This is a genomic window from Formivibrio citricus, assembly GCF_900115065.1.
GTDB classification, from domain to species: domain Bacteria; phylum Pseudomonadota; class Gammaproteobacteria; order Burkholderiales; family Chitinibacteraceae; genus Formivibrio; species Formivibrio citricus.
Genome location: NZ_FOVE01000009.1, coordinates 1 through 25,096, shown reverse-complemented (window position 1 = coordinate 25,096; position 25,096 = coordinate 1). Strand labels below are relative to the sequence as shown.

The following is a 25,096-nucleotide window of genomic DNA, read 5'->3' as shown; positions in this document are numbered from 1 at the left end:
ATGGCTCTGGAAGCATTCCACCCCAGCGATTCGCTCACCATGGGAGTCGAGCTTGAACTGCAGCTCGTGAACCCGACCGATTTCGACCTCGCCGCCTCCGCGAGCGACATGCTTCACCTTCTGGGGCGCGCACCCTTCCCCGGCGACGTCAAACCGGAGATCACGGAAAGCATGATCGAAATCTCGACCGACGTGCATACCCGGCACGATGCCATGCTGGCCCAATTGCGACAGATCCGCGACACCCTGGTTGCCGCCGGCGACCGGCTCAACGTGGGGCTGTGCGGCGGCGGCACCCACCCGTTCCAGCGCTGGTTCGACCGACGCATTTTTTCCACGCCGCGCTTCATCGAGATTTCGGGCTTGTACGGTTATCTGGCCAAGCAATTCACGGTGTTCGGCCAGCATGTGCACATCGGCTGCGCCAGCGCCGACGAAGGGCTCTACCTGCTGCATGCGCTCAACCGCTATCTGCCGCACTTCATTGCGCTCTCGGCCTCATCGCCCTTCTCGCAAGGGGTGGACACGCTGTTCGATTCGGCGCGGCTGAATTCGGTCTTCGCCTTCCCCTTGAGCGGTCGCGCGCCTTTCACGCTGAAATGGTCGGATTTCGAACAGGATTATTTTTCCAAGATGGAAAATACCGGCGTGGTCAAAAGCATGAAGGATTTCTACTGGGACATCCGCCCCAAGCCGGAATACGGAACCATCGAATTGCGCGTCTGCGATACGCCGCTCACCGTCGAGCGCGCCGCAGCGCTCGCTGCCTATCTGCAGGCACTGTGCCACATGCTGCTTGAGCGCAACGACCCGCCGCCCGCCGAGGACGATTACCTCGTCTACAACTACAACCGATTCCAGGCTTGCCGCTTCGGCCTGGACGGCATGCTGGTTCACCCCAAGACCAGCGAAAAACTCTCGCTGCGCGAAGACATTCTCGCCACCTTGCGCCGCCTGGAACCGCACGCTGCAGCACTCGGCAGCCAGGCGGCCCTGGATGAACTGCACCGCGAAGTTGCCTACGAAGGCAACCACGCAACCTTCCTGCGCCAGCAGTTTGCCGAGGAAGGCGGCGCGCAGGGCATGGTCGATGCGGCAGTGCGGGTTTTCAGGTCTTGTTGAAGACAAATATGCTACGAGTCGCCTTCTTGCCGTTCATGTGCATCGAATCGACGCACATGCATATTGGCCTTGCCGCTTTCCTTGACTTCGTACATCAGCTCGTCTGCCACCTTCAGCATCGCTGGGAACTGTCGGTCCGCCGTCTCAAACCATGCCACTCCAACACTGACTTGCACGGGAGAAAACTTTTCCAGAGACTGGTTCACGGCTTCAGAAATTTTTTGGCTCAATTCGACAGCTTCGTCGTGCCCGATTTCTGGCAACAAGATGGCGAATTCGTCTCCCCCCAGACGAGCCACAATGTCACAGGGCCGCAAAGAGCGATTGAGCGACCGTGCGGTGACTTTCAGGGCCAAGTCCCCGACATCATGCCCCTGCGTATCGTTCAGTTGCTTGAAATTATCCAAATCCAGAAAAGCAATTGCCAGGGAATGAGCATGGCGTTTTGAACGCTCGACTTCTGAAGCTCCAGCCTCAAAGAAAGCCCGCCGGTTATGCAGCTTGGTCAATGCATCCCGAGTGGCATGTTCATGCTCTCGTTCGAATTGCAGACGGACTTGTGCAACCAGATATGCGGACAAGCTGTAAGTCATCCATCGCGTCATGCCGTTGACCCAAGGAATCCATGGCAAGCTGAATTTGCCTTCCGCATAAATGTCACCAATCGTCCACATGCCGGCAGCAAAGAACGCAAACAACAAACCTTCCCTTAGCCCCCGACCCCATGCAAGAACGATGACCGGCAACATGGCAAGTGAAGCCAGGGAAAACTCTGCTTCCGTTGCGAACCTGAACGTTCCCAGCAACAGTATCAAGCCAATACAAACCGACCTCGCCAGCCAAAGACGCCAGCCGTTCCAAACATCGACAAAGAGCCAGCGCGACAACTTGCTCGTTTTCATGATGACACCTGCCACTTGTCCAACAGCACACAAAGAAGCACTCACTTCGAGGCTACACCATATGATGCAACGCGCAAAAAAACAGAAGAAAAATGACCGTTCATCCGTGAATCTGAACAGTATGGAGTGTGCCTCCGGGTGTATCGGTTTACTTTCGAAATTCGCAAGCAGTGTTTGTTTTCATCCTGCCATCAAATAAAAAGGAGAGCGCGATGTCACCCAACATGCTGATCGCTGCCGGAATTTTCTGTGCAGCAAGCTCGATTTCCCATTCTGGAATCGAAGTCTATGTCCAAGGGGCTACCGCGACGCCGGCCTGGAAAAACAGTTATGGCGAGTGTTGGCGCACAGGAACCTGGACCAAGGAAGCCGCCACGGTGGAAGGTTGCGATGGTTACGTAAAACCAGTCCCGCCAGCCCCTGCCGCAGAAAAGCCAGAACCTGCCCCTGTAGTTCAGCCCCAACCGAAATCCCCTCCACAACCCAAGGTCTATACACTCAAGGCCGATGTCCTGTTTGATTTTGACAGGTACGTATTAAAACCTGGCGGAAAGAAAGCGCTCGACGAACTCTACAGGCAGGCAAAAGCTGCCGACCCAAGCAATGGGTTTGTCAGCGTGACCGGGCATGCCGATCGAATCGGAACCGAAAAATACAATCTGAAGCTGTCCAAGGCCCGAGCCCGCACGGTGGCAGACTATCTGATGGCAAAGGGCAAGCAGGAAGAAAAAATCAAGATCATGGGAATGGGGGAAACCCAGCCAGTCACTGGTCACACCTGTGACAAGGTGCATCCGTTCAAAAAACTGGTTGAATGCCTTGCCCCCGACCGCCGTGTTGAAATTGTAATCCAGGGCAAAAAATAGTCTGGTTTGAAAAAAGGCTTGGCCAGGGCTCCCGGCGGGCATATTCCGGGAGCCTTGACCAAGGCAACCTCCGCGCCTGATTCATGCACGATCAGGCGCGCCATTCAGCACATTTGATCCCAGCGGCAGGAAAGGCGCAGCGCGCAATTGACCAGGCCGACCATGCTGTAGGTCTGGACGAAATTGCCCCACTGCTCTCTGGTGGCGCTGCAATAATCCTCGGCCAGCAGCCCGAGGGGGCTGCAGCATGCCAGCAAGGTCTCGAAGGTTCGCCGCGCTTCGTCCTTTCGTCCCAGCGCCTGCAATGCGTACACATACCAAAACGTGCAGACGACAAACGCATTGTCCGGCTCGCCGAAATCGTCCCTTTCCGCATAGCGGTAAATGAAATCGCCATGCTTGAGCTCGGATTCGATGGCGGCAACCGTCGAAACAAACCGGGGATCGGTTGCCGGCAGAAAGTCGAATTCATGCAGCAGCAGCATGCTGGCATCCAGTGCATCCTCGCCCCAGGCCGCAGTAAATGCTTGCCGGGTGTCGCTCCATGCCTCGCAGCAGATCACCTTGTGGATACGATCCGCCTCCTCACGCCAATAGTGTTCCCGTTCCGTCTGCTTCAACTGCTTGGCAATGCGCGACAGACGATCGCACGCAGCCCAGCACATTACGCTGGAATAGGTATGCACCCGTTGTTTGCCGCGCAACTCCCAAATACCGGCATCAGGCTGATCGAAATGCTCGATGGCCTTCTGCCCCAACGGCTCAAGGCGTTGAAAAAGGCCGAGGTCACCGCGCCGGTATAGGCGATGGTCAAAAAACATGTGCGTGGCCGAGAGGATCGCCGAACCGTAAACATCGTGTTGAATCTGCTCATAGGCAAGATTCCCCACCCGAACAGGCCCCATTCCGCGATAACCAGCCAATTGGGGGGCATGGCGTTCATCAAGCCATTCCTCGCCGCTGATGCCATACACCGGCTGCAACAATCCATGCTCTTCACCAGCCGCCACGTTGAGGATATAGCCGAGATATTTTTCCATGGTACTGGTCGCGCCCAAACGGTTGAGCGCGTTAACGACGAAATAACCATCGCGCAACCAGCAATAGCGATAATCCCAGTTTCGCCCGGAATCGGCATGTTCGGGGATGGAGGTGGTCATCGCCGCCACAATCGCACCGGTATCCTCTACGGCATTCATCTGCAAGGTGATCGCGGCCCGGATCACCTCATCCTGCCATTCCGCTGGCACAGACAACCCTCTAACCCATTCATGCCAATATTTCTTCGTTTCTTCAAGAAAGCGGGTTCCCACTGCGCTCACCGCTTCATGCAGAGTTTCATCTTCCCCCAGCACAAAGGTCACCGTGTCATCGACGAACACAGGCCGATTTTCCAGGATGGCATGTATCGAGGCATCGGTGGTCAACCTGATCTTCAATTCAGGTCCGGAAAAGCCGATATGGTGGCTGCCAAAGGTTACTTCCGGCTCCTGCTCACCATAGTGGAACAAGGGGTGAATCCGGACCGCCATGCGCGGAGTTCCGCTGATCCTGCACACGCGGCGCACCAGCATCACGGGATGGAACATCCGGCCATACAGACGAAACCTTGGTGCAAAATCAGTCACTTCCAGGCAACCACCTTGCGCGTCGAACAGCCTCGTAACCAAAATTGCGGTGTTGGTTTCGTAGAACTGCTCGGCGCGTGAATAGTTGACCATCTCAATTGAGAATGCGCCGCGACCTTCCGCATGACCTTCGGGCTGAAGAAGGTGACAAAAAAGTGGGTCGCCATCGAACCTGGGAAAGCAACTCCAGACGATCGCCCCGCGTGAATCGATCAATGCGCTGACTGCGCCATTTCCAGTCAAACCCAGATTCAGATTGTTCATTTCCTTCTCCTTGGCCGTGCCCCCCATACGGCAGGCACGCATGTACCCCATATCGCCCAACGGTGACAAATTGCATTTGTACAAATACAATTATTGCAAATGCAATTCAGGAACAAATGCCATGAGCCATGTACCCCGCCGGCCTGTGGCCACCCCCACCCTCCTTCTCCGGAGTTGAGCCTTGAATACCCTGCGACTGCAATTTCGTTTCCTGGTCCCGCTGTTCATCGTTATTGCAATCTCAGCGTACCTGACCGTACCGCTTGTCGATCAGCTTTCCCTGCGCTGGACGGTGCGCGACCTCAACATCCGCTCCCAGTTGATCGCGAACACCATCAACGATGCCATTTTTGATGCCGTTACCCAGCAGTCGCAGGAACGGTTGGCCGGCATCTTCAATCGACTGATCAAGGATGAGCGGGTATTGGGCATCGCCATCTGCGACCAGGAAGGCCGGCTTTTCGAAAAATCGAGCGGGTTCCCCGATGGGATCAATTGCAGCATAGCCAACAAAACGGCAAAGAACGCGGAACCCACCATGCAACTGGCTCGCGGTTCCGTCCATATCGCCATTGAACCCCTGAAGCGTGAAGATACGATCATCGGGGAACTGATACTCGTGCACGACCTGAGTTATGCGGAAAGAAGGGGCGCCGATACACGGCAATACCTGATTCTCCTGTTCATCGTTCTCGGCGGCGTGATTGCCCTGATCACCGTGATTACCGCGCATCTGAGCCTGCGCGGCTGGGTGGCAGGCACACGAATGCTGTTGCAGGGCAAGGGTCTGCTCAATCCGTTTGATCTGCCGGCACCGGAACTGCAACCCTTGGTCCAGGATCTACGCACATTGCTGCGCGAGCTGGAAGATGAGCGCCGAAGCAGGGAAAGCCCTCTCGACGCCTGGACCCCGGAAAAACTGCGTGCACTGCTGCACAACGACCTACAAGGTGACGAAGTCCTGGTTGTATCCAACCGTGAGCCATACATTCATGAAAAGACGCCGAACGGCATCGTGGTCAAGCGCCCGGCCAGCGGCTTGGTCACCGCAGTGGAGCCCGTCATGCGCGCCTGCTCCGGCACATGGGTCGCTCACGGCAGCGGCTCGGCTGACCGCGATGTGGTGGACGCAAACGATGTGGTCATGGTGCCTCCGGATCACCCGACGTACTCGCTGAAGCGAGTCTGGCTCACGCGCGAAGAAGAGGAAGGCTATTACTATGGCTTTGCCAACGAGGGACTCTGGCCGCTTTGCCACATCGCCCACGTTCGACCGGTCTTCCGCGTTTCGGACTGGGAGTACTACAAGGAAGTCAACCGGCGTTTCGCCGACAAGGTCATCGCCTCGGCGCGCACCGATGATCCCGTTATCCTGGTGCAGGATTATCATTTCGCGCTCCTGCCGCAGTTGATCAGGGAAAAATTGCCACGCGCGACCATCATTACCTTTTGGCACATCCCATGGCCCAATCCCGAATCGTTCGGCATCTGTCCATGGCGCGCCGAGCTGTTAAGGGGCATGCTGGGAAGCAGCATTTTGGGGTTCCATACCCGCTTCCATTGCAAGAACTTCATCGACACCGTGGATCGCTATCTCGAAACTCGCATCGAACACGAACACTCGACCATCACGCTCGATGGCCGTGAAACACTGATCAAGAATTACCCGATTTCGATACACTGGCCGGACGAGCAGGAAGAATCCGCCTGGCCGGAGACAGAAGAGTGTCGCAGGATGCTTCGCAGAAATTTCAACCTGTCAGACTCCCATCTGGTGGCAATTGGCGTCGATCGCTTCGATTACACCAAAGGCATCCTTGAACGCGCCAATGCCGTGGAACGGATGCTGGAAAAACATCCGGATATGATCGGCAAGTTTTCCCTGATCCAGATCGCCGCGCCATCGCGCAGCTCTCTCGACGAATACCGTTACTTCCAGGAACGGCTCTCGCGGCGGGTAGAAGAAATCAATCGACGTTTTGGCAGGGACAACTATCAACCATTCATTCTTCTGGCGGAACATCAAGGCAGCGAAATACTGACCCGCTATTACCGCGGAGCGGACGCATGTATCGTGACAAGCCTGCACGATGGCATGAATCTGGTCAGCAAGGAGTTCATTGCCTGTCGCAACGACATGCAGGGCGTACTGATCCTGAGCCAATTCGCCGGTGCAGCAGGAGAGCTGCCCGAAGCGCTGATCGTCAATCCCTATCATGTCGAGGAAACGGCCGATGCGTTGTACCAGGCCCTGACCATGCCTGAAGCGGAGCAACGCGAACGAATACGCAGCCTTCGAGCCACGGTACGCGAACGCAATGTTTACCGATGGGCAGGTTTCATGCTGCAAGACGCAGCGCATGCCCGACGAAGGGAGCGCATTGAAGCCCGCCTGCTTTCCCACAAGAGGCAAAGCTGATGCATTTTCTGTTCTCACCGCAGGGCATACAGGCACTGCATTCGCAGATCGACGAACGAACGTTGCTCGCCTTCGATTTCGACGGCACCCTGGCGCCGATCGTAACCCACCCGGAAGATGCCAACACGCCGGGCGCCATCGCCCAAGCCCTGGCACGGCTAACCGAAATCGCCACAGTGGCAATCATCACCGGGCGCAGCATCGCGGACATCCGCAAACGACTGCATTTCGAGCCCAAGCATGTGATCGGCAATCATGGCGCGGAGGGAATCGCGGGGGAGGCAGAAACGGAAGGCGCTCTTGCCGACGTTTCCACATGGGAAAAACAGATCCTCACCATCAAGAACACGCTCCCCGAAGGTACACGGGTTGAAAACAAACGGTATTCGCTTTCACTGCATTACCGCATGGCCCAAAACCAGGAAGATGCGCGAACCACCATCAAGACCATGATCCGGCAACTCCACCCGGCCCCGCGCGTTATCGGCGGCAAATGCGTCTTCAACCTGCTGCCCGCCGATGCCACGGATAAATTCGATGCCCTGTTCGCGCTCCTGCGCGCCGAGAATGCCACGAATGCCCTGTTCGTCGGCGACGATGAAACCGACGAGAGCGTTTTTCGGAAGGCGTTGCCGGATTGGATGACAATCCGTGTCGGCTGTATGGATGGTTCAGCTGCGCGCTATTGCCTGGATACTCAGGATGAAATGCTTGAACTTATCCAGCAACTGGACAAAATCATCCGCGCGAAACGGAAGAAACACCATGAAACATGATACTGCCTCCACGGCGCCACCCCACACCGGCAAGCCCTCCACTCCGGCAAGTACCGGAACCGAACTGGACATGGAAGTGCTTCGGCAATTCCGCATAATTTTCAAATCGGTGCGCAAACATTTCCAGGAGGTCGAAGACCGGCTTGGCATTAGCGGATCACTGCTCTGGGCTTTGTCAGAAATATCCGTGCGACCGGGAATCAGCGTCTCAGAACTGGCAAAAACAATGTCAATACATCAATCCACGGCAAGCAATATCCTGAGCAAGCTTGTTGGCTTGGGTTTGGTCAGCAAGACTCGCAATGGCAAAGATAATCGCATAACGGGTCTGTTCATCTCGGGACAAGGCCAGGTCAAACTGGGGTTGGCACCCGCTCCGGTGCGCGGCCTGTTGCCTGAAGCATTGGGAAAACTACCCTATGCCACATTGCGGGATCTGCACAAAAACCTGAATGTCTTGCTCGCCATGTTTGAGTCGGCGGACCTGAAAGACAAAGACACGCCATTGGCAGAGATTTAAATGCAAAAGCATATAACGAGCACGATTCGGCGCCTGCACAAATCAGCCAGCCACCATCGTCTGACCGACCGGGGCGCGTGGAAAGAACGTGCGATCATTTGGCTCGCAGCCCTTGTCACAGGACTGATCGTGGTTCTGTTTGCACACCTGACCGAACATGCCATCGCCTTGTTTGGCTCAATGACCGGTCAGCATGGTTGGCTGGCTCTCGCAATCTGCCCTTCTGCCGCCATTCTGCTTGCATGGCTGACACGACGTTTCTTTGCTGGCGCAGAAGGCAGCGGCATTCCGCAGGTTATCGCTGCATTAAAACCGGAAACCACACCGGAAAAAATCGGAATTTTCGTTTCGACCCGCATCGCCTTGGGGAAAATTGTCCTTGGGACGGCCGCGCTGGCCGCTGGCTTCTCTGCCGGTAGAGAAGGACCATCGGTACAGGTTGGAGCCAGCATCATGCATGCCTTCCGCCGCTTTCTGCCTCAGCATACTCAAAGGAACTCCAAGCACTTGATCTTGGCAGGAGGCGCCGCTGGTATCGCAGCCGCATTCAACACTCCACTAGCGGGAATTTTTTTCGCCATTGAAGAGCTGGGAAAACGCTTCGAGGAAAAAACCAACGGCGTACTGATTTCGGCCATCGTTCTGGCTGGCCTGATCTCCATTTCCATTCAGGGGAATTACATCTATTTCGGCCGATTGGCCATATCGAATATTGATTACCGCATCCTCTTGCCAGTTTTCGTTTGCTCCCTGGTCTGCGGCGTGGCAGGCGGACTGTTCAGCAGGATCTTGGCACACCATGCCCGACCTGACTCCAGCAGGCTCGGTCGCTGGCGCAGCAAACATCCTTATCTTTGGGCAGGTTTTTGTGGATTGATGGTTGCGCTGCTCGGGCTCGTCAGCCAAGGAACAGCTCACGGATCTGGCTACTTTTTCACGCTTGGCACACTGGAAGGACAATTACACATGCCGTGGTACTACGCACCAGTCAAATTTGCTGCCACGGTCTTTACCTTCCTCAGCGGTATCCCCGGCGGAATTTTTGCCCCCAGTCTCGCGATTGGTGTCGGCATAGGCGCAGAAATCCAACCGTTTCTTGCCTCGGTCAGCCCGGTATCGATTTATGCGCTATGCATGGCTGGGTTCCTCGCGGCAGTTACGCAAGCCCCCCTGACTTCGTTCATTATTGTCATGGAAATGATTGATGGTCACGGAATGGTGATCAGCCTGATGGCCGCTTCCATGCTTGCTTCGTTAATTTCGCGTCTGTTTTGCTCTCCGCTCTATAGCGCACTCGCGGACCTGCAGCTTGCCAAGATTGGACAAGATCACCGAAATCACGTCTGAATCCTCCCGTGAAACGCTTGCCCAAGTCTTGGGGTAGTGCAAATGGCGGGGGTAGAACGGTAGGCCGGTCCAGAAAGGATCTCGCAAAAAGAAATACCAGCTAGACTTCGAACACAGACCCCAACCCGGAAGATACGCTATGAGTCTCTGGCTCCAGTTGCTGCTTTGTCTGGTAGTCATCGGCATCGCCGGCTGGCACCTCTCGATCAACGGCGACATCATCGCCCGGAAAACCGGGCTGTCCGGTTCCTGGGTCGGCCTGATCCTGCTGGCAACCGCCACTTCTTTGCCGGAGTTGGTGGCTGGTGTATCGGCTGTGACAGCCGCCCGGGCGCCCGACATCGCGGTCGGCAATGTTCTGGGCGCGGCAGTGTTCAACCTCGTTTTCCTGGTCGTTCTGGATGCGCTGTACCGCAAGGAAACGCTGTATTCCCGCGCGGCGCAGGGACATATCCTCTCGGCGGCGCTCGGTGCGCTCATGATCTCCTTCGTCGGCTTCAGCCTGCTGCTCGACCACGGGGGAATCAGCCCGCGCCTGGGGCATGTCGGCGCCTATACGCCGTTCATCCTGGTGCTCTACCTCGTATCCATGCGCGCCGTGTATCAGTACGAGCAGCGCACCGTCGCCGAGTTCGTCGAGGAGCAGGCCGACCGTTACGCGGGCATCACCTTGCGCCAAGCCATGATCCGTTATGCATTGGCGGCTGTCTCGATCGTGGCGGCGGGCATCCTGCTGCCTTTTGTCGCCAAGGCGCTGGCGGCAGAGATGGGATGGGAGCAAAGCTTTGTTGGCACGCTGCTGGTCGCCGCGGTCACCACCGTGCCGGAGGCCGCCGTCACGCTTTCAGCGTTGCGCTTGGGCGCGCTCGACATGGCGATTGCCAACCTGCTGGGCAGCAACCTTTTCAACATGACGATCCTTGCCATCGACGACATCGCCTTTACACAAGGCCCGCTGCTGGCCTCCGTGAACAACACCCATGCGCTGACCGCGCTGGCTGCGGTGATGATGAACACGCTGGTCATCGTCGGGCTGATTTTCCGGCCCAAAGGCCGGGTATTGCTGGGGTTGAGCTGGATCAGCCTGGGGCTTTTCATGCTTTATATCGCCAACACCTGGGTGCTCTTCGCCCACGGCAATTGACAACGGCCCCTCCGGTCGAAGGGGCCGCCATGTGCCTTCACAGCAATTGTTCAGAGTTTCCTTAATGGACCAGTTGGTACTGCACCATGTAGGCAACCGCCCCAGCCGCGTATCCGGCCAGCGCCAGCAGGCTGATCTTGCGGGCGTACCAGATGAAGTTCACCTTCTCCAGCCCCATCGCGGCCACCCCGGCCGCCGAGCCGATGATCAGGATCGAGCCGCCCGTTCCCGCGCAGTAGGCGATGAATTCCCAGAGGAAGGAATCGGTCGGGAATTGCGTCATGCTGTACATGCCCATCGAGGCCGCCACCAGCGGTACGTTATCCACGATGGCGCTCACCAGCCCGAGCAGGATCACGATGATGTCCTGCCGCCCCACCGTCTTGTCCAGCCAGTGTGCCAGCCCGGACAGGATGTGAGTGTGTTCCAGCGTCGCCACCGCGAGCAGGATGCCGATAAAGAACACCACCGAAGCCATGTCGATCCGGCGCAGGGCACTGGCGAGCGTGAGGTGTTCCTTTTCCTCATCCTCCTTGTGGCGGTGAATCAACTCCCCGACCAGCCAGAGAATACCCAGCCCGAACAGAATGCCCATGAAGGGCGGCAGATGGGTAATGGTCTTGAAGACCGGCACAGCCACGAGAATGCCGATGCCGAGGAAGAACATCACCTTGCGCTCGAAATCGGTGGTCACATAGCCATCGTTTTGATTGTTCACGACGGGCGTCACCACCTTGCGCCCCTTCATCGCCATCGCGGCAAAGACCAGCGGAATAGCCAGGTTGAACAACGAAGGGATGAGCAGCGATTTCATGATCCCGACCGTACTCACCTGACCGCCGATCCAGAGCATGGTCGTGGTCACGTCGCCAATCGGCGTCCAAGCGCCGCCGGCGTTGGCGGCAATGACGATGATCCCGGCAAAGAACAGGCGCTCGTCCTGCTTGTCGTGCAGCTTTTTCATCAGCGAGATCATGACGATGGTCGTGGTCAGGTTGTCCAGAACCGCGCTGAGGAAAAAGGTCACGATGCCAATCGTCCACATCAGCGAAGACAGCGACGAGGTATTGATGCGCGAGGTGATGACTTCAAAGCCGTCGTGGGCATCGACCACTTCCACAATCGTCATCGCTCCGATCAGGAAAAACACGATCTGCGCCGTCCCGGCCAGCGTTTCGTTGAGTTGATGGACGACCAGATGATGATCGCCCGTCGCCATGGCGTAAATGCTCCACAGCAGACCGGCCCCCACCAGCGCCGAGGCCGATTTGTTGACGCCGAGCGGGTGCTCCAGCGCGATGGCCGCATAGGCCAGAATAAACAGCAAAATCAAAGCGGTTATCATTATGAGTCTCCAGCGCCCTTGGCAGGGAGGGGATTGTACAAGTCAAAGTCGTATGTGGCATCCGCCACGCCTATTCTTCCTCGGAACCCGGCCTTCTGGGCACCATCTCCGGATCGCAGACGATGGGCCGCACCACCTCGACCCGGTCGCCGGGCTTGAGCTCCGTTTCGGCCGTGGCCGCCTTGCCGAAGATACCGAAACGGTGGCCCTCCAGCGTAAAGCCGGGAATGGTTTTTTCCAGCCGGGCACGGGCAATGGCATCGGCCACCGTCGCGCCCTCCTCCAGTTCCAGTTTCACCCATACCTGCCGGAACGCTTCGACACAGGCCACACTTACGGATAGGGACATGGTTTTCTCCTGACTCTCTCAATTCTCAGCAATGCACCACTTGCGCATTCACCGCGGGCCGGCGGCTGCGCTGGGTTTCGATCACGCGCTTGGCGGCCAGCAGCATGCCCATGACCATGAACCCGCCGGGCGGCAGAATCCACATCAGCATGCCGCCGTAACCGGGGAACACGGTCTGTTCCAGCCACTTGGCGCCCGGGCCGAAGAAGAGATGCGCCTGCTGGAACAGCATGCCGGTGCCGAGCACTTCGCGGATCGCGCCGATGGTCGTCAGCGCCAGCGTGAAACCCAGCCCCATGCCGATGCCGTCGACGAGTGCCGCAAGCGGCTTCTCGCGCGAGGCAAACGCCTCGGCCCGGCCCAGAATCGCGCAGTTGACCACGATCAGCGCGATGAACAGCCCCAGCACCTTGTAAAGGTCATGCGCCCAGGCGTTCATCGCCATGTCCACCAGCGTCACCAAGGTCGCAATGAATGCGATGAACACCGGAATACGCACTTCGTTGCTCACACCCTTGCGGATAAAAGAGATCAGCACGTTGGCCGCCGTTAACACGGCCGTCGTCGCCAGGCCCATGCCAAGGCCGTTGGTCGCAGAACTGGTCACGGCCATCGCAGGGCACAGGGCCACGGTCTGGGAGAAGATGATGTTCTGGTTCCAGATGCCATCCCGAAAGATGCCGACATAACGGTTGGTCTTGTGTTCGCCATCCATCACTTTTCCTCCTTCAAAATGGCTGCGTTTTCCTGCACATACCACTGCAAGCCTTCATGCACGGCCTTGACCACGGCACGCGGCGTGATCGTCGCTCCGGCGAACTGGTCGAATTCGCCGCCGTCCTTCTTCACCGCCCACTTGGCACCTGGCAGGGTCTTGCCGATGAAAGACTTGATCCAGTCCGATTTCTGCGTCTCGATCTTGTCGCCCAGGCCCGGCGTTTCGGTATGGCTCAACACGCGCACACCGAGCACCTTGCCCTGCGGATCGACTGCCATCACCACATTGATCGAACCGGAATAGCCCTTGCTGGAAGTCTCGAACACCGCCCCGGTGAGCTTGCCCCCCTTCTTCGCCAGATACACGGTGCGCCCTTGATGCTTCACGGTCGTCCCGGCCAAGTCGTTGTCGAAGCTGCCAACGGGCAGCACCTGCGCCAGCGACACCTTCAAATCCTTCTGCAAGCTATCGGCGATCGGTTTCTCGGTCGCTTGGTTGGCCAGCGCCAGCGCCGCGCTGGTCAGGATGCCGACCAGCGCCAGCGAACCGGCCTGATAAGGCATCTTGCTGCGCCAGACATCGAATTTTTCAGAGAGCGTCATGGTTTGACCTCCAGGGGATTGCCGTCACGGGTACGGCCGTAGATGCGCGGGGTGGTCACGCGGCCCAGCAGCGGCGTGATTGCATTCATCAGCAGCACGGCGAAAGCTACGCCTTCCGGGTAGCCGCCCCAAGTGCGGATGATGTAGGTCAGCGCTCCGCAGCCGATGCCGTAGATCAGTTGCCCGGTGCGCGTGGTCGGCGAGGAAACCGGGTCGGTCGCGATGAAGAACGCGCCCAGCCACAGCCCGCCCGACAACAGATGCACCAGCGGCGAGGCGTAGTGCGCCGAATCCAGCAGCCAGAAAAACACCGCGGGCACCGCCACTCCGGCCAGCATGCCGACCGGCGTGCGCCAGCCGATGATGTGATGACGCATCAGCCACAAGCCGCCCAGCAGGATCAACAGCGCCGAGGACTCACCCAGGCTCCCGGCCCGCAGACCAATCCCGGACTGCCAGGCCGTGAACAAGCCGTCGAGCCCCGGCAGGTGGCCGATGCGCGCGAGTTCGGTCTTGATCCCGCCCAGCACCGAGGCGCTGGCTACACCATCGACCACCGGCAGGCCGCCGAACGTGATCTGCAAGCCCTGCCAGAAACCCACGCTCGCGGGGGAAAGCGGCAGCGCCTGCACCCATTGCGTCATCGGTACCGGGAAGGAAATCAGCAGCGCCACGCGGGCCACCATCGCCGGGTTGAACGGGTTCTGCCCCAGCCCGCCGAACACCTGCTTGGCGAGCACGATGGCGATAAAGCTGCCGACTACGCCGATCCACCACGGCGCCCACGGCGGCAGGGACAAGGCCAGCAGCCAGCCCGTGAGCAGCGCCGATTCGTCGCGCAGTTTGGTCGCCACATTTTTGCCGGCCAACTTGATGCAGACCGCCTCCCAGCCCGCGGCGGACAGCATGGTCACCAGCCACAGCCAGAAAGCCGGCCAGCCGAAGGTCCAGAACGAGAACAGCGTCGCCGGCACCAGCGCCAGCATCACCTTGTGCATGATTTCGCCGATCGAGCCGACGGCGCGCGCATGCGGCGCATGGGGTGACGAGATCACGATGTAGCCTCCTCTTTCTTCGCCGCAGCCTTGGCGGCATCCTGTTCGGCCTTGCGCTTGGCCATCGCGGCACGGCGCTCGGCCAGTTCACGGGCCAGCCGTTCTTTCTTCGCCTCGCCGGACTGACGGATCTGATCCTGCTGGCGCTGGCTCTGCTCGGCCGCCCAGGTTTCACCCTTGGCGTAGCTGAAGTAATGCGAAAGCGGGATATGCGCCGGGCACAGATAGGCGCAGGCGCCGCAGGTCAGGCAATCGTCGAGCCCCATCTTCTGCGCGGCCGGCACATCGCCGCTGCGGATCGCAGCCGCCATGTCAAGCGGCATCAGATGCAACGGGCAAGCGTGGGTACACATGCCGCAGCGCACGCAATCGCCTTCTTCCGGGCTGCCGCTCTCGGCCAGCGTCAGCGCCAGCACGCCGCTCGCGCCCTTGATGATCGGCGCATCGAGGCTGGGCAGTGTCTGGCCCATCATCGGCCCGCCCATCACCAGCCGGGTCGGTTCTTCGGTCAACCCGCCGCAGAAATGCACCAGTGCGGAGGCCGGCGTGCCGAGTGCCACTTCCAGGTTACGCGGCTGACGCACCGCCCCGCCCGCGACGGTCACAATGCGGTGGGTCAGTGGCTCGCCATGGCGCAGCGCGCGGTGGATCGCATACGCGGTGCCGACGTTGTGCACCAGCACGCCGATGCTCGCCATGCGCTGCCCGGCCGGAAGTTCGACACCGGTCAACCAGGTCATCAGTTGCTCGCCGCTGCCCATCGGATAGCGGGTCGGCACGGAATGCACTTCAATGTTGGCAAACGGCGCGGCGGCCATGCACATGGTCTTGTAGGCCGTGGGCTTGTTGTCTTCGATGCCGACCAGGATGCGTCCGGCGCCGATCATGTAGGCGATCAGGCGGATGCCTTCGATCACGCCTTCGGCGCGCTCCTGCATCAGCCGGTCGTCGCAAGAAAGGTAGGGCTCGCACTCGCTGCCGTTGATCACCAGCGTATGCACCGCGGCGCGGCGCCCGAGGTTGAGCTTGGGCGAGGCCGGGAAGGTGGCTCCTCCCAAACCCACCACCCCGGCCTCGCCCACGCGGCGCGCCAGCTCATCGGCCGGCAGACTGAACGGATCAGCGCAGGTCTGCAGCTCGACCGATTCGGTGCCGGTCACGCGCAGCGTAATCGTTTCCACCATCAGGCCCGACGGATGCGGCGCGATATGCGGGCCGATGGCCTCGATCACACCCGCAGCCGGCGCATGGATCGGCGCCGAGATGTTGCCGCCGGCTTCGGCCAGCAATTGCCCGGCCAGCACCCGGTCGCCGACCTTGACCACCGCCACGGCCGGCGCGCCGGCATGCTGCACCAGCGGCAGGTAGAGCACTGGCGGCAGCGGCAATTTACTGATCAGGCGGCTTGCGGCCGGCTCCTTGCGGTAGTCCGGATGCACGCCCCAGTGCGAGGACTGCTCCAGCCAGTTGAACAGTTTTTCCAGGTAAGGAATCTTCACGCCCGTACTCCTTCTTCCAGTCGGGGTTTCTGCCAGCGCCAGCTTTTCAACGTCACCGGCACCTCAACCATGCTGATCGCCATGGTCGGGCACAGATCGACGCACTTGCCGCAGCCGCTGCACAGATCGTTGAGCACGCCATGGATATGCTTGGCCGCGCCGATGATCGCGTCGTTGCCGCAGGCCTTCAGGCAGCGCGAACAGCCGGTGCAGATCAGCTCGTCGACGATGGCCACCTGCGGCGTCACTTCCTCGAAACCATCCAGTTGGAGCGGAACGCCAAGCTTTTCGGCGATGCGCTGCGCCAGCGCCTTGCCGCCCGGCAGGCAGTTGGTCAGCGGGATTTCGCCATTGACCATTTTCTCGGCGGCAACCGAGCAGCTTGCCTGCCCGCACAATCCGCACTGCGAGTTGGGCATCATGGCCGCGACTTCCTCGACCAGCGGGTTGCCTTCGACCTTGAAATGGCGCGCCGCAAAAGCCAGCCCGATGCCCAGCACGCCGCCCAGCGCGCCAATCGAAACTACAGGTATCAACATGATCGTCCCCTCACCCGAGTTGCAGGCCGGCAAAGCCCATGAAGGCCAGCGCCAGCAATCCTGCGGTCATGAAGCTGATCGGCGCGCCGGCAAACGCCGCCGGCACCTTGGATACCGCCAGCCGCTCGCGCACGCCGGCGAACAACACCAGCACCAGACTGAAACCCAGCGCCGCGCCGAATCCGGACAGGGTGCTGCGCACGAAGCCGGCTTTCTCCTGCGCGTTGAGCAGCGCCACGCCCAGCACGGCGCAGTTGGTGGTAATCAGCGGCAGAAAGATGCCGAGCACCTGGTACAGCGCCGGGCTGGTCTTCTTGATCACCAGCTCGACGAATTGCACCAGCGCGGCAATCACCAGAATGAAAGCCAGGATGCGCAGGTACGCGAGGCCCAGCGGCAGCAGCAGCCAGTTCTCCAGCATCCACGCCGCAGCAGCGGCCAGCGTCAGCACGAACGTCGTCGCCATTCCCATGCCGACACTGCTCGATACCTGGCGCGATACGCCCATGAACGGACAAAGCCCGAGAAATTTCACCAGCACGACGTTGTTGACGAGCACCGTCGAGAGGATCAGAAAAAAGTATTCACGCATGGCAGCCTCCTTTGCCCCCTTCATTGCAAAGGGCATTCCATGCCGACAAAAAACAAACAACACATTGATTAAATTGAACAAAACATGAATACAAACAGGCCGCACAGCAGTACGGGGTGCGACAAAGATCGCGCAGCTGTGTCGGCTTCTCTACACAGCCGGCCTCATGTTTTGCCGGCTGCAAGATGGTGCGGATCGATTCGGCAACCGGCCTTTTTTGGTGCAGGCACAGGTACCGGCAGACTCGGCGACTACAGCAGCGACAGGCCAGTCTTCAATGCCCGCCCGTCGGCATGGTTATTGCTGATAACCCCTACATGGACAAGATCACCCTCCCCCCTTCAGCCGCCCCGACCGGGCTCCCCGACACGCTCTTCCAAGAGCTGGTCGAAGCCGCGCCCGTGGCCGTGACCATCACCGACGCCAAAGGCGGCATCCTGTATGTGAACCCGGCATTCTGCGCGATTACGGGCTACGGAATTGAAGAGGTCATCGGCGCCAATCCTTCGCTGCTGTCCTACAAGACCACGCCGCGGGAAATCTACACGGTGCTCTGGGAAAACATCGAAGCCGGCCAGCCCTGGCAGGGGCGGCTCATCAACAAGCGCAAGGATGGCAGCCGCTATCTGGCCGAACTCTCGATCACTCCCATCCGCGACGAGCAAGGCGACATCCGCTACTTCCTCGGCATCCACCGGGACATCACCGAGCTGCATAGCCTCAACGAGCGGCTGCAGAACCAGAAAAAGCTGACCGAATCGATCATCGACCTCGCCCCCGTCGCCATCGCGCTGCTGCGCGAGGATGGCGGTGTCGTTCTGGACAACCAGGAATACAAGAAGCTCATGGGCAGCTTCGGCAAGGAAGAGCCCGCACGCGCGCTGCTGGCCAGCCTGCAAGCCGAGCAGGGCGATGCCGCTTGGGCAAAAATCCAGGCGCAGGGCGAATTCGCCGATCTGCCGCTTCGTTTCGACCGCCCCGGCGGCATCGGCCCGCGCTGGTTCGCCGTCTCCGGAAGCTGGTTCGACCAGAGCGAATCCTCGGTCGACCGCTTCTTCAACGCCGAGCCGCAGCGCTACCTGCTGCTGGCAATCACCGACATCACGGCCCACAAGCGCCAGCAACAGGCGCAATGGCTGCAAACCCTGCGCACCATGCTCGCGGAAACCGAGCTGATCTCGCGCCTGCGCGAAACCCTTTCCGGCGCAGCGTTCCAGCTCTCGGTCCCGCTCAACCTGATCGTCGCGGCCGAAAAAAGAATGGCCCAGCGCTTGCCGGTCACCGATCCCACGCTGCACGCGCTGGATGAAGCGCGCAAGCAGGGCGAGGCAGCGCTGGAAATGCTGCAATCGGCCATGCCGGCGCAACGCACGGAATCGTGGATGCCGGTCAACTGCAACGAATTGCTGCACGACGTCCTTAACCTGCTCGCCGAACGCATGCTCGCCGAAGGCGTGGTCGTCGACTGGAAACCCGCCATGCGTCTGCCGCCGCTGCTGGCGCAACCCATCGCGCTGCGCGGTGCGATCAAGCAATTGCTCACCAACGCGCTGGACGCCCTGCACAACAACCGCCCGGCGAAACGCGAACTGGCGCTGATCACCCGCCAGGAAGGCGACTGGATCGAACTCGACATCATGGACAGCGGCCCCGGCATTCCGGAAGAACTGCGCCTCAAGGTCTTCGAACCCTTCTTCACCACCCGGCCGGGCGGCGCCCGCGCCGGCATGGGAATGACACTGGCGCAGGAAGTCATCTTGCGCCATCAGGGCAGTTTGGAAATTGACAGTAATTATCTGGACGGCTGCCGGATCGTGGTGCGGCTCCCCGTCGAACTAGAGGGGATCGAACATGACTGACCCCTACTACGCCGATATTGATTTGACTGCGCTCGACCGCCTGCAGGCGGCGCTCGCCACCGTGTACGGCGTGAGCCAGGTGCTGTCGCGCTCACTCAACCTCAATGAAACGCTGCGCGAAGTGCTGCACATCCTCGACCGCGAAGCCGACATCCACCAGAGCGTGGTCAGCCTGTCGGACCAGGAACAGGCGGGCGCCACCGTCAGCGCCGTGCACGGCCTGCGCGGCCCGCTGCCCATCGTGCGCTATGAAGCCGGCGAAGGCTTGACCGGCATGGTATTGGCGCGCGGCCAGACCATCTCCATCGAGCGCGTCGCCGACGACGATCACTTTCTCGACCGCCTGGGCATCTTCAACGCCGAACTGCCCTTCATCGCCGTTCCGATCAAGGTCGGCAACGAAACGGTCGGCGTGCTCGCTGCCCAGCCCGAAAGCGCCGACGGTCTGGACGACTACACGCAACTGATCGAGATGGTCGCCAACCTGGTCGGACAAAGCGTGCGCCTGGCCTGGCAGGTCGCCCGCGAAAAACGCGACCTGACCGAGGAACGCGACAGCTTGCGCCGCACCGTCAAGCGCGAATCCGGCTTCGCCAACATCGTCGGGCAAAGCAAGGATATGCGGCGCGTCTTCGAGCAGATCCGCCAGGTCGCCAAGTGGAACACCACCGTGCTGATCCGCGGCGAAACCGGCACCGGCAAGGAGCTGATCGCCAACGCCATCCACTACAACTCGCCGCGCGGCGGCGGACCGTTCGTCAAGATGAACTGCGCCGCGCTGCCGGAAAACCTGCTGGAATCGGAACTCTTCGGCCACGAGAAAGGCGCGTTCACCGGCGCCATCACCCAGCGCAAGGGCCGGTTCGAACAAGCCGACGGCGGCACGCTGTTCCTCGACGAAATCGGCGAAGTCTCGGCCGCATTCCAGGCCAAGCTGTTGAGAATATTGCAGGAAGGCGAACTGGAACGCGTCGGCGGCAACCGCACCCTGAAAGTCGATGTGCGCGTCATCGCCGCCACCCACCGCGATCTGGAAAAAGCCGTCGAGGAAGGCGGTTTCCGCGAAGACTTGTATTACCGTCTGAACGTGATGCCGATCTTCGTTCCGGCCTTGTGCGAGCGCATGGAAGACATCCCGGAAATCGCCCGCCATCTGCTGGAACGCATCGGCAAGGATCAGGGCCGGGAACTGGCCCTGGCCGACAGCGCCGTGCGCGTGCTCCTGGCCCACCACTGGCCCGGCAACGTGCGCGAGCTGCAAAACTGCCTGGAACGCGCTTCGGTCATGAGCGAAACCGGCGAGATCGACCGCGACGTGCTCGCCCTCTGCGGCTTGAGCGACAACCCCGCCGCCCTGCGCCCGGTCAGCATCGATCTCGATGACCCCAACCTGTCCGAGCGCGAGCGCGTGGTGGCGGCACTGGAAATGGCCGGCTGGGTGCAAGCCAAGGCGGCACGGCTCCTGAACATGACGCCGCGGCAGATTGCGTATCGGGTGCAGACGCTGGATATCCCCATGAAGCATATATAAGCGCCCTCGCCCTTCAACCCAAATCCCTCACCACAGAGACACAGAGGAACAGAGAAGAGCGAAAATCAGCCCCTTGTGCGTTGTTATTGATTCGGCCAGTTTTTGTTTGAACTTCGTCACCCCGGCGAAGGCCGGGGTCCAGTGGTTTAAAATGACCTCTTTGCTGGATACCGGCCTACGCCGGTAGGACGGCTCGTTTTTTCTCTGTGTTCTCTGTGCCTCTGTGGTTCAACTGAGGTTTTTAGGGTTCAAGAAAGAGGCCAGGGAAGCCAAACGGCATGTCACAACACCGACAATCCACCCCGCTTTGTTGCAACACTGATTTCACCTCTCGCAGCAACCACTCCTTATCCCGCTGATTCAGCGGGATTTTTTTTGCTCGCGCACTGGCACGCCCCTTGCAAATAGTATGTCAAACACCTGCGGAGCCCCATCGTGTCAGCCCAGATTCTGCCCTTTGCTTCTCCCGCTTCCGCCTGTGGCAGCAGCCACGGCGAATGCCACGATCCTCGCGTTGCAGACCACCCCTGCTACTCGAAGGATGCCCATCACAAGTACGCGCGCCTCCATCTGCCGGTTGCGCCGGCCTGCAATATCCAGTGCAACTACTGCAACCGAAAATACGATTGCAGCAACGAATCGCGCCCCGGCGTGGTCTCGGAAGTACTGAGCCCGGAAGAAGCCGCGCGCAAGGTATTGGCCGTGGCCGATGCCATCCCGCAGCTCTCGGTAGTCGGCATTGCCGGCCCCGGCGACGCGTTCGCCAACTGGCCGCGCACCTCGGCCACGCTGCGCGCAGTCAAGAAAATGCTCCCCGCGCTCAAGCTGTGCCTGTCCTCGAACGGCCTGAACGTGGCGCCTCATGTGGGTGAACTGGCCGAGCTGGGCGTCGATCACGTCACGCTGACGATCAACACGCTGGAACCGGAAATCGCTGCCCGCATCTATCCGTGGGTCTTCTGGGAGCATAAGCGCTGGCGCGGACTGGAAGCCGCCGAGATTCTGATTCGCGAACAATGGCGCGCCGCGGCGGCACTGACCGCCGCCGGGGTGCTGGTCAAGATCAATTCGGTTTACATTCCGGGGCTCAACGACGACGAACTGCCGAAAATCAGCGCCAAGGCCGCCGGAATGGGCGTCGCAATCCACAACATCATGCCGCTGATTTCCGATCCGGCGCACGGCACCCATTTCGGCCTGAGCGGGCAGCGCGCGCCCAGCGAAGAAGAAATCGAATCCGTACGTGCCCGCTGTGCGGCTCATCTGCCGCAAATGGGTCATTGCCACCAGTGCCGGGCCGACGCGGTCGGCATGCTCGGTGAAGACCGCGGCGCAGAATTTGCCCGTGAACATCTGGATAGCCTGACGCTCGACGCCCAAGCCATCGCCGCCCGCCATGCCGCAGTGCAGGCCAGCCTGAAAGCCGGCGGAGGGCAAAGCTGGAAAATCGCCGTCGCCTCCGCCGACGGTCAGCGCATCGACCAGCATTTCGGCCATGCCGAGGCATTCCGCATCTACGAAAGCGATGGTCAAAGCGTCAAGCTCGTCGCCCTGCGCCGCACAGCAGCCTACTGTCAGGGGCCGAGCGATTGCGGCGACGACGATGCCGCGCTCCCCAAACTGGTGCAATCGCTTGCCGACTGCGCGGCCATTCTTGCCGTGCGCATCGGCCACGCTCCCTGGAAGAAACTGGAGCAAGCTGGCATCCAGCCGGTGGTGGAGCACGCTTTTGCCAGCATCGAGGCTTCCGTCCTTGCCGTGGCACAAAAGCTGCTTGAACAAGTTCAAGAAGCGCACACCAAAAGAGCTTGATCATGGCCTTGTCGATCACCGACCGCTGCATTGACTGTTGGGCTTGCATGACTGTTTGCCCCAACGCAGCCATTGCCCACGTCGAAGGACTGTTCGTGATCGACCCGCAGCGCTGCACCGAATGCCTGGGCGACTACGCCGCTCCGCAGTGCGCCAGCATCTGCCCAGCCGAAGGCGCTATCGAAAACGAGTGGGGCGAAGCGCTGAACCCGCCTGGATCGTTGACGCCCGCAATAGCAGGCGCCAAAGAAAGCTGAATGCTGGACATGCACGGATCAACCGGTCCGTCGCCATAAAGGTTTATCCCCTCTGGAACAGGAGGAAGCATCATGAACCTGCCCGTCGCTCTCAACAAGGAATCGCTTGCCGCTTGGCGTCAGGTGTATAAATTGCTGCGTCATTCCGAACTCATGGCGCATTCCGCGGGTTTTCCCAACGATGCGCTGCTGGCCACCATCATCTCCAGCCAGTCGCTGGGGCACAGCTCGCTGCCGCCCGATTTCGGGCTGGGCCAAGCCCGGCTCGCCGCGATGGCACACCGGCACTTCCCCAAGCTCTCATTCATCCTGCCGGAAAGCTGGACGCCCACCGATCCGCTACCGGAGCATCAGGAGCTCGTTAACCTGCTGTTGCGTTACCGCGCCGGTCTGGATGAAAGCGAATACGACATCGCCGTGATCGTCGCCACTGCCTGCCGGGGCAAGGATCACCTCTGGCAGGATCTGGGGCTGAACAACCGCAAGGAGCTGTCCGATCTGTTCCAGCGGAATTTCCCGCGCCTGGCAGCCAAAAACAATCGCGACATGAAATGGAAGAAATTTCTCTACAAGCAATTGTGCGAAGAGGAAGGCATCTACGTCTGCCGCGCCCCGTCCTGCGCCGAGTGCAAGGACCAACCCGAATGCTTCGGGCCGGAACAGTGACAGTGAACATAGCCGAACGCGCCAATGCAGCCATGCTCGGTGTTGCCCTCGGCGATGCGCTGGGAGCGACGCTCGAATTCATGACCCCGGCTGAAATCCGGGCGCAGTTCGGCGTGCACCGCGACATCACGGGAGGCGGCTGGCTGCGCGTCAAACCCGGCCAAATCACAGACGATACCGGCATGATGCTCGCACTTGCCGACGCGATCCATGCCTGCAACGGCAAAATCGAAGCCCACGCCTGTGCCCGCGCCTTCGACACCTGGATGCGCAACAAACCCGTCGACATCGGCAACACGGTGAGGCGCGGAATTTCCAACTTCCGGCTGACCGGCGAGCCGCACGTCAAACACTCGGAAGAAGCGGCGGGCAACGGCGCGCTGATGCGCTGTCTCCCCGTCGCGCTTGCAACCCACGGCGCAGACTTCGACACGGTCATGGCCGGCTGGCGCGCACAGGCGCACGCCACCCACCACAACGATTTGTCCGACCAGTCCGGCGAGCTTTTCATGCGTCTCATGCGCGCGGTGCTGGATGGCGCCAGCAAGCGCCAGTTGCTGCATGAAATCGCCCATCCGTTCGCCAAGACCTATCCGGCCTTCGCTTTTCGCCCCAAGCGGCGCGATTACCCCAGCGGCTACGTGGTCGACACCAGCCAGGCAGTGCTGCAGGCCTTTTTCGATACGGACAGTTTCGAGGAATGTCTGGTAGAAGTGGTCAATCGCGGAGGGGATGCCGACACCACCGGCGCAATCGCCGGCATGCTGGCCGGCGCGCACTACGGGCCGGGAGCGTTGCCTGCGCGCTGGCTGAACTCGCTCGATCCCGCCATCAGGGAAAGATGCTCAAGGGAAGGCGCGGCGCTGCTGCAATTCTCTGCCCAAGCCGAATCGATCTAATTGGCGCCGCTAAAAACAAAAACCCCAGCCTTTTTGGGCTGGGGTTTTCTGAGGGGAAGTCTGGCGATGACCTACTTTCACACGGGAGCTCCGCACTATCATCGGCGCTGAGGCGTTTCACTGTCCTGTTCGGAATGGGAAGGAGTGGGACCGCCTCGCTAAGGTCGCCAGACATAACTGGTTGTGGGCTGTTCTTTGAACAGCACACTGAATCTGGAAGAAGTAACACTAGGTTTGATTGTTCGCTTACGCGTTTCAGATTATAGGATCAAGCCGCACGGGCAATTAGTATCGGTTAGCTTAACGCATTACTGCGCTTCCACACCCGACCTATCAACGTCCTGGTCTCGAACGACCCTTCAGGGGACTTGAAGTCCCAGGGAAA

At 60.0% G+C, this 25,096-nt stretch carries 23 protein-coding genes and 2 rRNA genes; 13 read left to right on the top strand and 12 right to left on the bottom strand.

The window, feature by feature from the left end:
* Positions 1 to 1,122 carry a YbdK family carboxylate-amine ligase gene (locus BMZ36_RS07215; protein ID WP_091193600.1) on the top strand — a complete coding sequence of 374 codons (1,122 nt, stop codon included), beginning with the start codon at positions 1 to 3 and terminating at the stop codon, positions 1,120 to 1,122.
* Positions 1,123 to 1,133: 11 nt separating this feature from the next.
* Here BMZ36_RS07215 and BMZ36_RS07210 read toward each other — a convergent pair whose 3' ends face one another.
* Complete coding sequence (locus tag BMZ36_RS07210) at positions 1,134 to 2,024, bottom strand: GGDEF domain-containing protein (RefSeq protein ID WP_091193598.1); 891 nt, start codon at positions 2,022 to 2,024, stop codon at positions 1,134 to 1,136.
* A gap of 212 nt (positions 2,025 to 2,236) precedes the next feature.
* Between BMZ36_RS07210 and BMZ36_RS07205 the strand changes: the two genes are divergently transcribed.
* On the top strand, positions 2,237 to 2,890 hold the full coding sequence (locus BMZ36_RS07205; protein ID WP_091193596.1) for an OmpA family protein: 654 nt from the start codon (positions 2,237 to 2,239) through the stop codon (positions 2,888 to 2,890).
* Between the two features lie 104 nt (positions 2,891 to 2,994).
* Here the strand turns inward: BMZ36_RS07205 and BMZ36_RS07200 are convergent, their stop codons facing one another.
* The gene (locus BMZ36_RS07200) at positions 2,995 to 4,782 is read right to left on the bottom strand and encodes a glycoside hydrolase family 15 protein (protein WP_091193937.1); all 1,788 of its coding nucleotides are present in this window, start codon (positions 4,780 to 4,782) and stop codon (positions 2,995 to 2,997) included.
* A 181-nt stretch (positions 4,783 to 4,963) separates the two neighbouring features.
* Here BMZ36_RS07200 and BMZ36_RS07195 point away from each other — a divergent pair, with 181 nt between their 5' ends.
* The 5 genes from BMZ36_RS07195 (at position 4,964) to BMZ36_RS07175 (ending at position 10,988) form a co-directional block, all read left to right on the top strand.
* Positions 4,964 to 7,201 carry an alpha,alpha-trehalose-phosphate synthase (UDP-forming) gene (locus tag BMZ36_RS07195; RefSeq protein ID WP_091193593.1) on the top strand — a complete coding sequence of 746 codons (2,238 nt, stop codon included), beginning with the start codon at positions 4,964 to 4,966 and terminating at the stop codon, positions 7,199 to 7,201.
* Positions 7,201 to 7,977, top strand: a complete 777-nt coding sequence (gene otsB / locus BMZ36_RS07190; protein ID WP_091193588.1) for a trehalose-phosphatase — start codon at positions 7,201 to 7,203, stop codon at positions 7,975 to 7,977. Before BMZ36_RS07195 ends, otsB begins: the two co-directional genes overlap by 1 nt.
* The gene (locus BMZ36_RS07185; protein WP_245747816.1) at positions 7,913 to 8,497 is read left to right on the top strand and encodes a MarR family winged helix-turn-helix transcriptional regulator; all 585 of its coding nucleotides are present in this window, start codon (positions 7,913 to 7,915) and stop codon (positions 8,495 to 8,497) included. Before otsB ends, BMZ36_RS07185 begins: the two co-directional genes overlap by 65 nt.
* Positions 8,498 to 9,844, top strand: a complete 1,347-nt coding sequence (locus BMZ36_RS07180) for a chloride channel protein (protein ID WP_091193566.1) — start codon at positions 8,498 to 8,500, stop codon at positions 9,842 to 9,844.
* A 139-nt stretch (positions 9,845 to 9,983) separates the two neighbouring features.
* Positions 9,984 to 10,988 carry a sodium:calcium antiporter gene (locus BMZ36_RS07175; RefSeq protein ID WP_091193563.1) on the top strand — a complete coding sequence of 335 codons (1,005 nt, stop codon included), beginning with the start codon at positions 9,984 to 9,986 and terminating at the stop codon, positions 10,986 to 10,988.
* A gap of 61 nt (positions 10,989 to 11,049) precedes the next feature.
* Here BMZ36_RS07175 and nhaD read toward each other — a convergent pair whose 3' ends face one another.
* The 8 genes from nhaD to rsxA all read right to left on the bottom strand — a co-directional run bounded on the left by nhaD (position 11,050) and on the right by rsxA (position 17,687).
* Positions 11,050 to 12,333 carry a sodium:proton antiporter NhaD gene (nhaD, locus tag BMZ36_RS07170; protein WP_091193561.1) on the bottom strand — a complete coding sequence of 428 codons (1,284 nt, stop codon included), beginning with the start codon at positions 12,331 to 12,333 and terminating at the stop codon, positions 11,050 to 11,052.
* 70 nt (positions 12,334 to 12,403) lie between these two features.
* A complete protein-coding gene (locus BMZ36_RS07165) occupies positions 12,404 to 12,682 on the bottom strand; it encodes an RnfH family protein (RefSeq protein ID WP_091193560.1) in 279 nt (92 codons plus the stop codon).
* A 25-nt stretch (positions 12,683 to 12,707) separates the two neighbouring features.
* Positions 12,708 to 13,397, bottom strand: a complete 690-nt coding sequence (locus BMZ36_RS07160; protein ID WP_091193559.1) for an electron transport complex subunit E — start codon at positions 13,395 to 13,397, stop codon at positions 12,708 to 12,710.
* Positions 13,397 to 14,002, bottom strand: coding sequence for an electron transport complex subunit RsxG (gene rsxG, locus BMZ36_RS07155; protein WP_091193548.1), 606 nt, complete (start codon positions 14,000 to 14,002; stop codon positions 13,397 to 13,399). Before rsxG ends, BMZ36_RS07160 begins: the two co-directional genes overlap by 1 nt.
* Complete coding sequence (locus BMZ36_RS07150; protein ID WP_218142658.1) at positions 13,999 to 15,057, bottom strand: RnfABCDGE type electron transport complex subunit D; 1,059 nt, start codon at positions 15,055 to 15,057, stop codon at positions 13,999 to 14,001. The genes rsxG and BMZ36_RS07150 overlap by 4 nt, the downstream gene beginning before the upstream one ends.
* A complete protein-coding gene (gene rsxC / locus BMZ36_RS07145; protein WP_218142657.1) occupies positions 15,054 to 16,556 on the bottom strand; it encodes an electron transport complex subunit RsxC in 1,503 nt (500 codons plus the stop codon). The genes BMZ36_RS07150 and rsxC overlap by 4 nt, the downstream gene beginning before the upstream one ends.
* On the bottom strand, positions 16,553 to 17,095 hold the full coding sequence (locus BMZ36_RS07140) for an RnfABCDGE type electron transport complex subunit B (RefSeq protein ID WP_091193545.1): 543 nt from the start codon (positions 17,093 to 17,095) through the stop codon (positions 16,553 to 16,555). Before BMZ36_RS07140 ends, rsxC begins: the two co-directional genes overlap by 4 nt.
* A 10-nt stretch (positions 17,096 to 17,105) precedes the next feature.
* The gene (gene rsxA / locus BMZ36_RS07135) at positions 17,106 to 17,687 is read right to left on the bottom strand and encodes an electron transport complex subunit RsxA (protein ID WP_091193927.1); all 582 of its coding nucleotides are present in this window, start codon (positions 17,685 to 17,687) and stop codon (positions 17,106 to 17,108) included.
* Positions 17,688 to 17,980: 293 nt separating this feature from the next.
* Here rsxA and nifL point away from each other — a divergent pair, with 293 nt between their 5' ends.
* From nifL to draG, 6 genes are all read left to right on the top strand, one after another.
* A complete protein-coding gene (nifL, locus tag BMZ36_RS07130) occupies positions 17,981 to 19,546 on the top strand; it encodes a nitrogen fixation negative regulator NifL (protein ID WP_177187816.1) in 1,566 nt (521 codons plus the stop codon).
* Positions 19,539 to 21,077: a nif-specific transcriptional activator NifA gene (gene nifA, locus BMZ36_RS07125; RefSeq protein WP_091193539.1), complete on the top strand. Its 1,539-nt coding sequence runs from the start codon at positions 19,539 to 19,541 to the stop codon at positions 21,075 to 21,077. The genes nifL and nifA overlap by 8 nt, the downstream gene beginning before the upstream one ends.
* 435 nt (positions 21,078 to 21,512) lie before the next feature.
* Positions 21,513 to 22,889 carry a nitrogenase cofactor biosynthesis protein NifB gene (nifB, locus tag BMZ36_RS07120; protein ID WP_218142656.1) on the top strand — a complete coding sequence of 459 codons (1,377 nt, stop codon included), beginning with the start codon at positions 21,513 to 21,515 and terminating at the stop codon, positions 22,887 to 22,889.
* Positions 22,890 to 22,891: 2 nt separating this feature from the next.
* Positions 22,892 to 23,146 carry a 4Fe-4S binding protein gene (locus BMZ36_RS07115; protein ID WP_091193533.1) on the top strand — a complete coding sequence of 85 codons (255 nt, stop codon included), beginning with the start codon at positions 22,892 to 22,894 and terminating at the stop codon, positions 23,144 to 23,146.
* 72 nt (positions 23,147 to 23,218) lie between these two features.
* Positions 23,219 to 23,812 (top strand): nitrogen fixation protein NifQ, encoded by a 594-nt coding sequence (locus BMZ36_RS07110; protein ID WP_091193530.1) that lies wholly within the window; start codon positions 23,219 to 23,221, stop codon positions 23,810 to 23,812.
* Between the two features lie 2 nt (positions 23,813 to 23,814).
* Entirely contained in the window at positions 23,815 to 24,711 is an 897-nt protein-coding gene (draG, locus tag BMZ36_RS07105) for an ADP-ribosyl-[dinitrogen reductase] hydrolase (protein WP_091193523.1), read from the top strand.
* A gap of 58 nt (positions 24,712 to 24,769) precedes the next feature.
* On the opposite strand, the gene rrf is transcribed toward draG, so the two are convergent.
* Both rrf and BMZ36_RS07095 read right to left on the bottom strand, forming a co-directional pair.
* Positions 24,770 to 24,883: ribosomal RNA gene (gene rrf / locus BMZ36_RS07100) — 5S ribosomal RNA — on the bottom strand.
* A 92-nt stretch (positions 24,884 to 24,975) separates the two neighbouring features.
* Positions 24,976 to 25,096, bottom strand: a 23S ribosomal RNA gene (locus tag BMZ36_RS07095); the annotation flags it as partial.

Coding starts and splice junctions, on each gene's coding strand:
- BMZ36_RS07175 (WP_091193563.1), top strand. CDS start 9,984: ATGAGTCTCTGGCTCCAGTTGCTGCTTTGTCTGGTAGTCATCGGCATC.
- BMZ36_RS07215 (WP_091193600.1), top strand. CDS start 1: ATGGCTCTGGAAGCATTCCACCCCAGCGATTCGCTCACCATGGGAGTC.
- BMZ36_RS07115 (WP_091193533.1), top strand. CDS start 22,892: ATGGCCTTGTCGATCACCGACCGCTGCATTGACTGTTGGGCTTGCATG.
- rsxA (WP_091193927.1), bottom strand. CDS start 17,687: ATGCGTGAATACTTTTTTCTGATCCTCTCGACGGTGCTCGTCAACAAC.
- BMZ36_RS07140 (WP_091193545.1), bottom strand. CDS start 17,095: ATGTTGATACCTGTAGTTTCGATTGGCGCGCTGGGCGGCGTGCTGGGC.
- nifL (WP_177187816.1), top strand. CDS start 17,981: ATGGTTATTGCTGATAACCCCTACATGGACAAGATCACCCTCCCCCCT.
- BMZ36_RS07165 (WP_091193560.1), bottom strand. CDS start 12,682: ATGTCCCTATCCGTAAGTGTGGCCTGTGTCGAAGCGTTCCGGCAGGTA.
- rsxG (WP_091193548.1), bottom strand. CDS start 14,002: ATGACGCTCTCTGAAAAATTCGATGTCTGGCGCAGCAAGATGCCTTAT.
- BMZ36_RS07180 (WP_091193566.1), top strand. CDS start 8,498: ATGCAAAAGCATATAACGAGCACGATTCGGCGCCTGCACAAATCAGCC.
- BMZ36_RS07210 (WP_091193598.1), bottom strand. CDS start 2,024: ATGAAAACGAGCAAGTTGTCGCGCTGGCTCTTTGTCGATGTTTGGAAC.
- otsB (WP_091193588.1), top strand. CDS start 7,201: ATGCATTTTCTGTTCTCACCGCAGGGCATACAGGCACTGCATTCGCAG.
- BMZ36_RS07205 (WP_091193596.1), top strand. CDS start 2,237: ATGTCACCCAACATGCTGATCGCTGCCGGAATTTTCTGTGCAGCAAGC.
- BMZ36_RS07200 (WP_091193937.1), bottom strand. CDS start 4,782: ATGAACAATCTGAATCTGGGTTTGACTGGAAATGGCGCAGTCAGCGCA.
- BMZ36_RS07160 (WP_091193559.1), bottom strand. CDS start 13,397: ATGGATGGCGAACACAAGACCAACCGTTATGTCGGCATCTTTCGGGAT.
- nifA (WP_091193539.1), top strand. CDS start 19,539: ATGACTGACCCCTACTACGCCGATATTGATTTGACTGCGCTCGACCGC.
- BMZ36_RS07110 (WP_091193530.1), top strand. CDS start 23,219: ATGAACCTGCCCGTCGCTCTCAACAAGGAATCGCTTGCCGCTTGGCGT.
- nhaD (WP_091193561.1), bottom strand. CDS start 12,333: ATGATAACCGCTTTGATTTTGCTGTTTATTCTGGCCTATGCGGCCATC.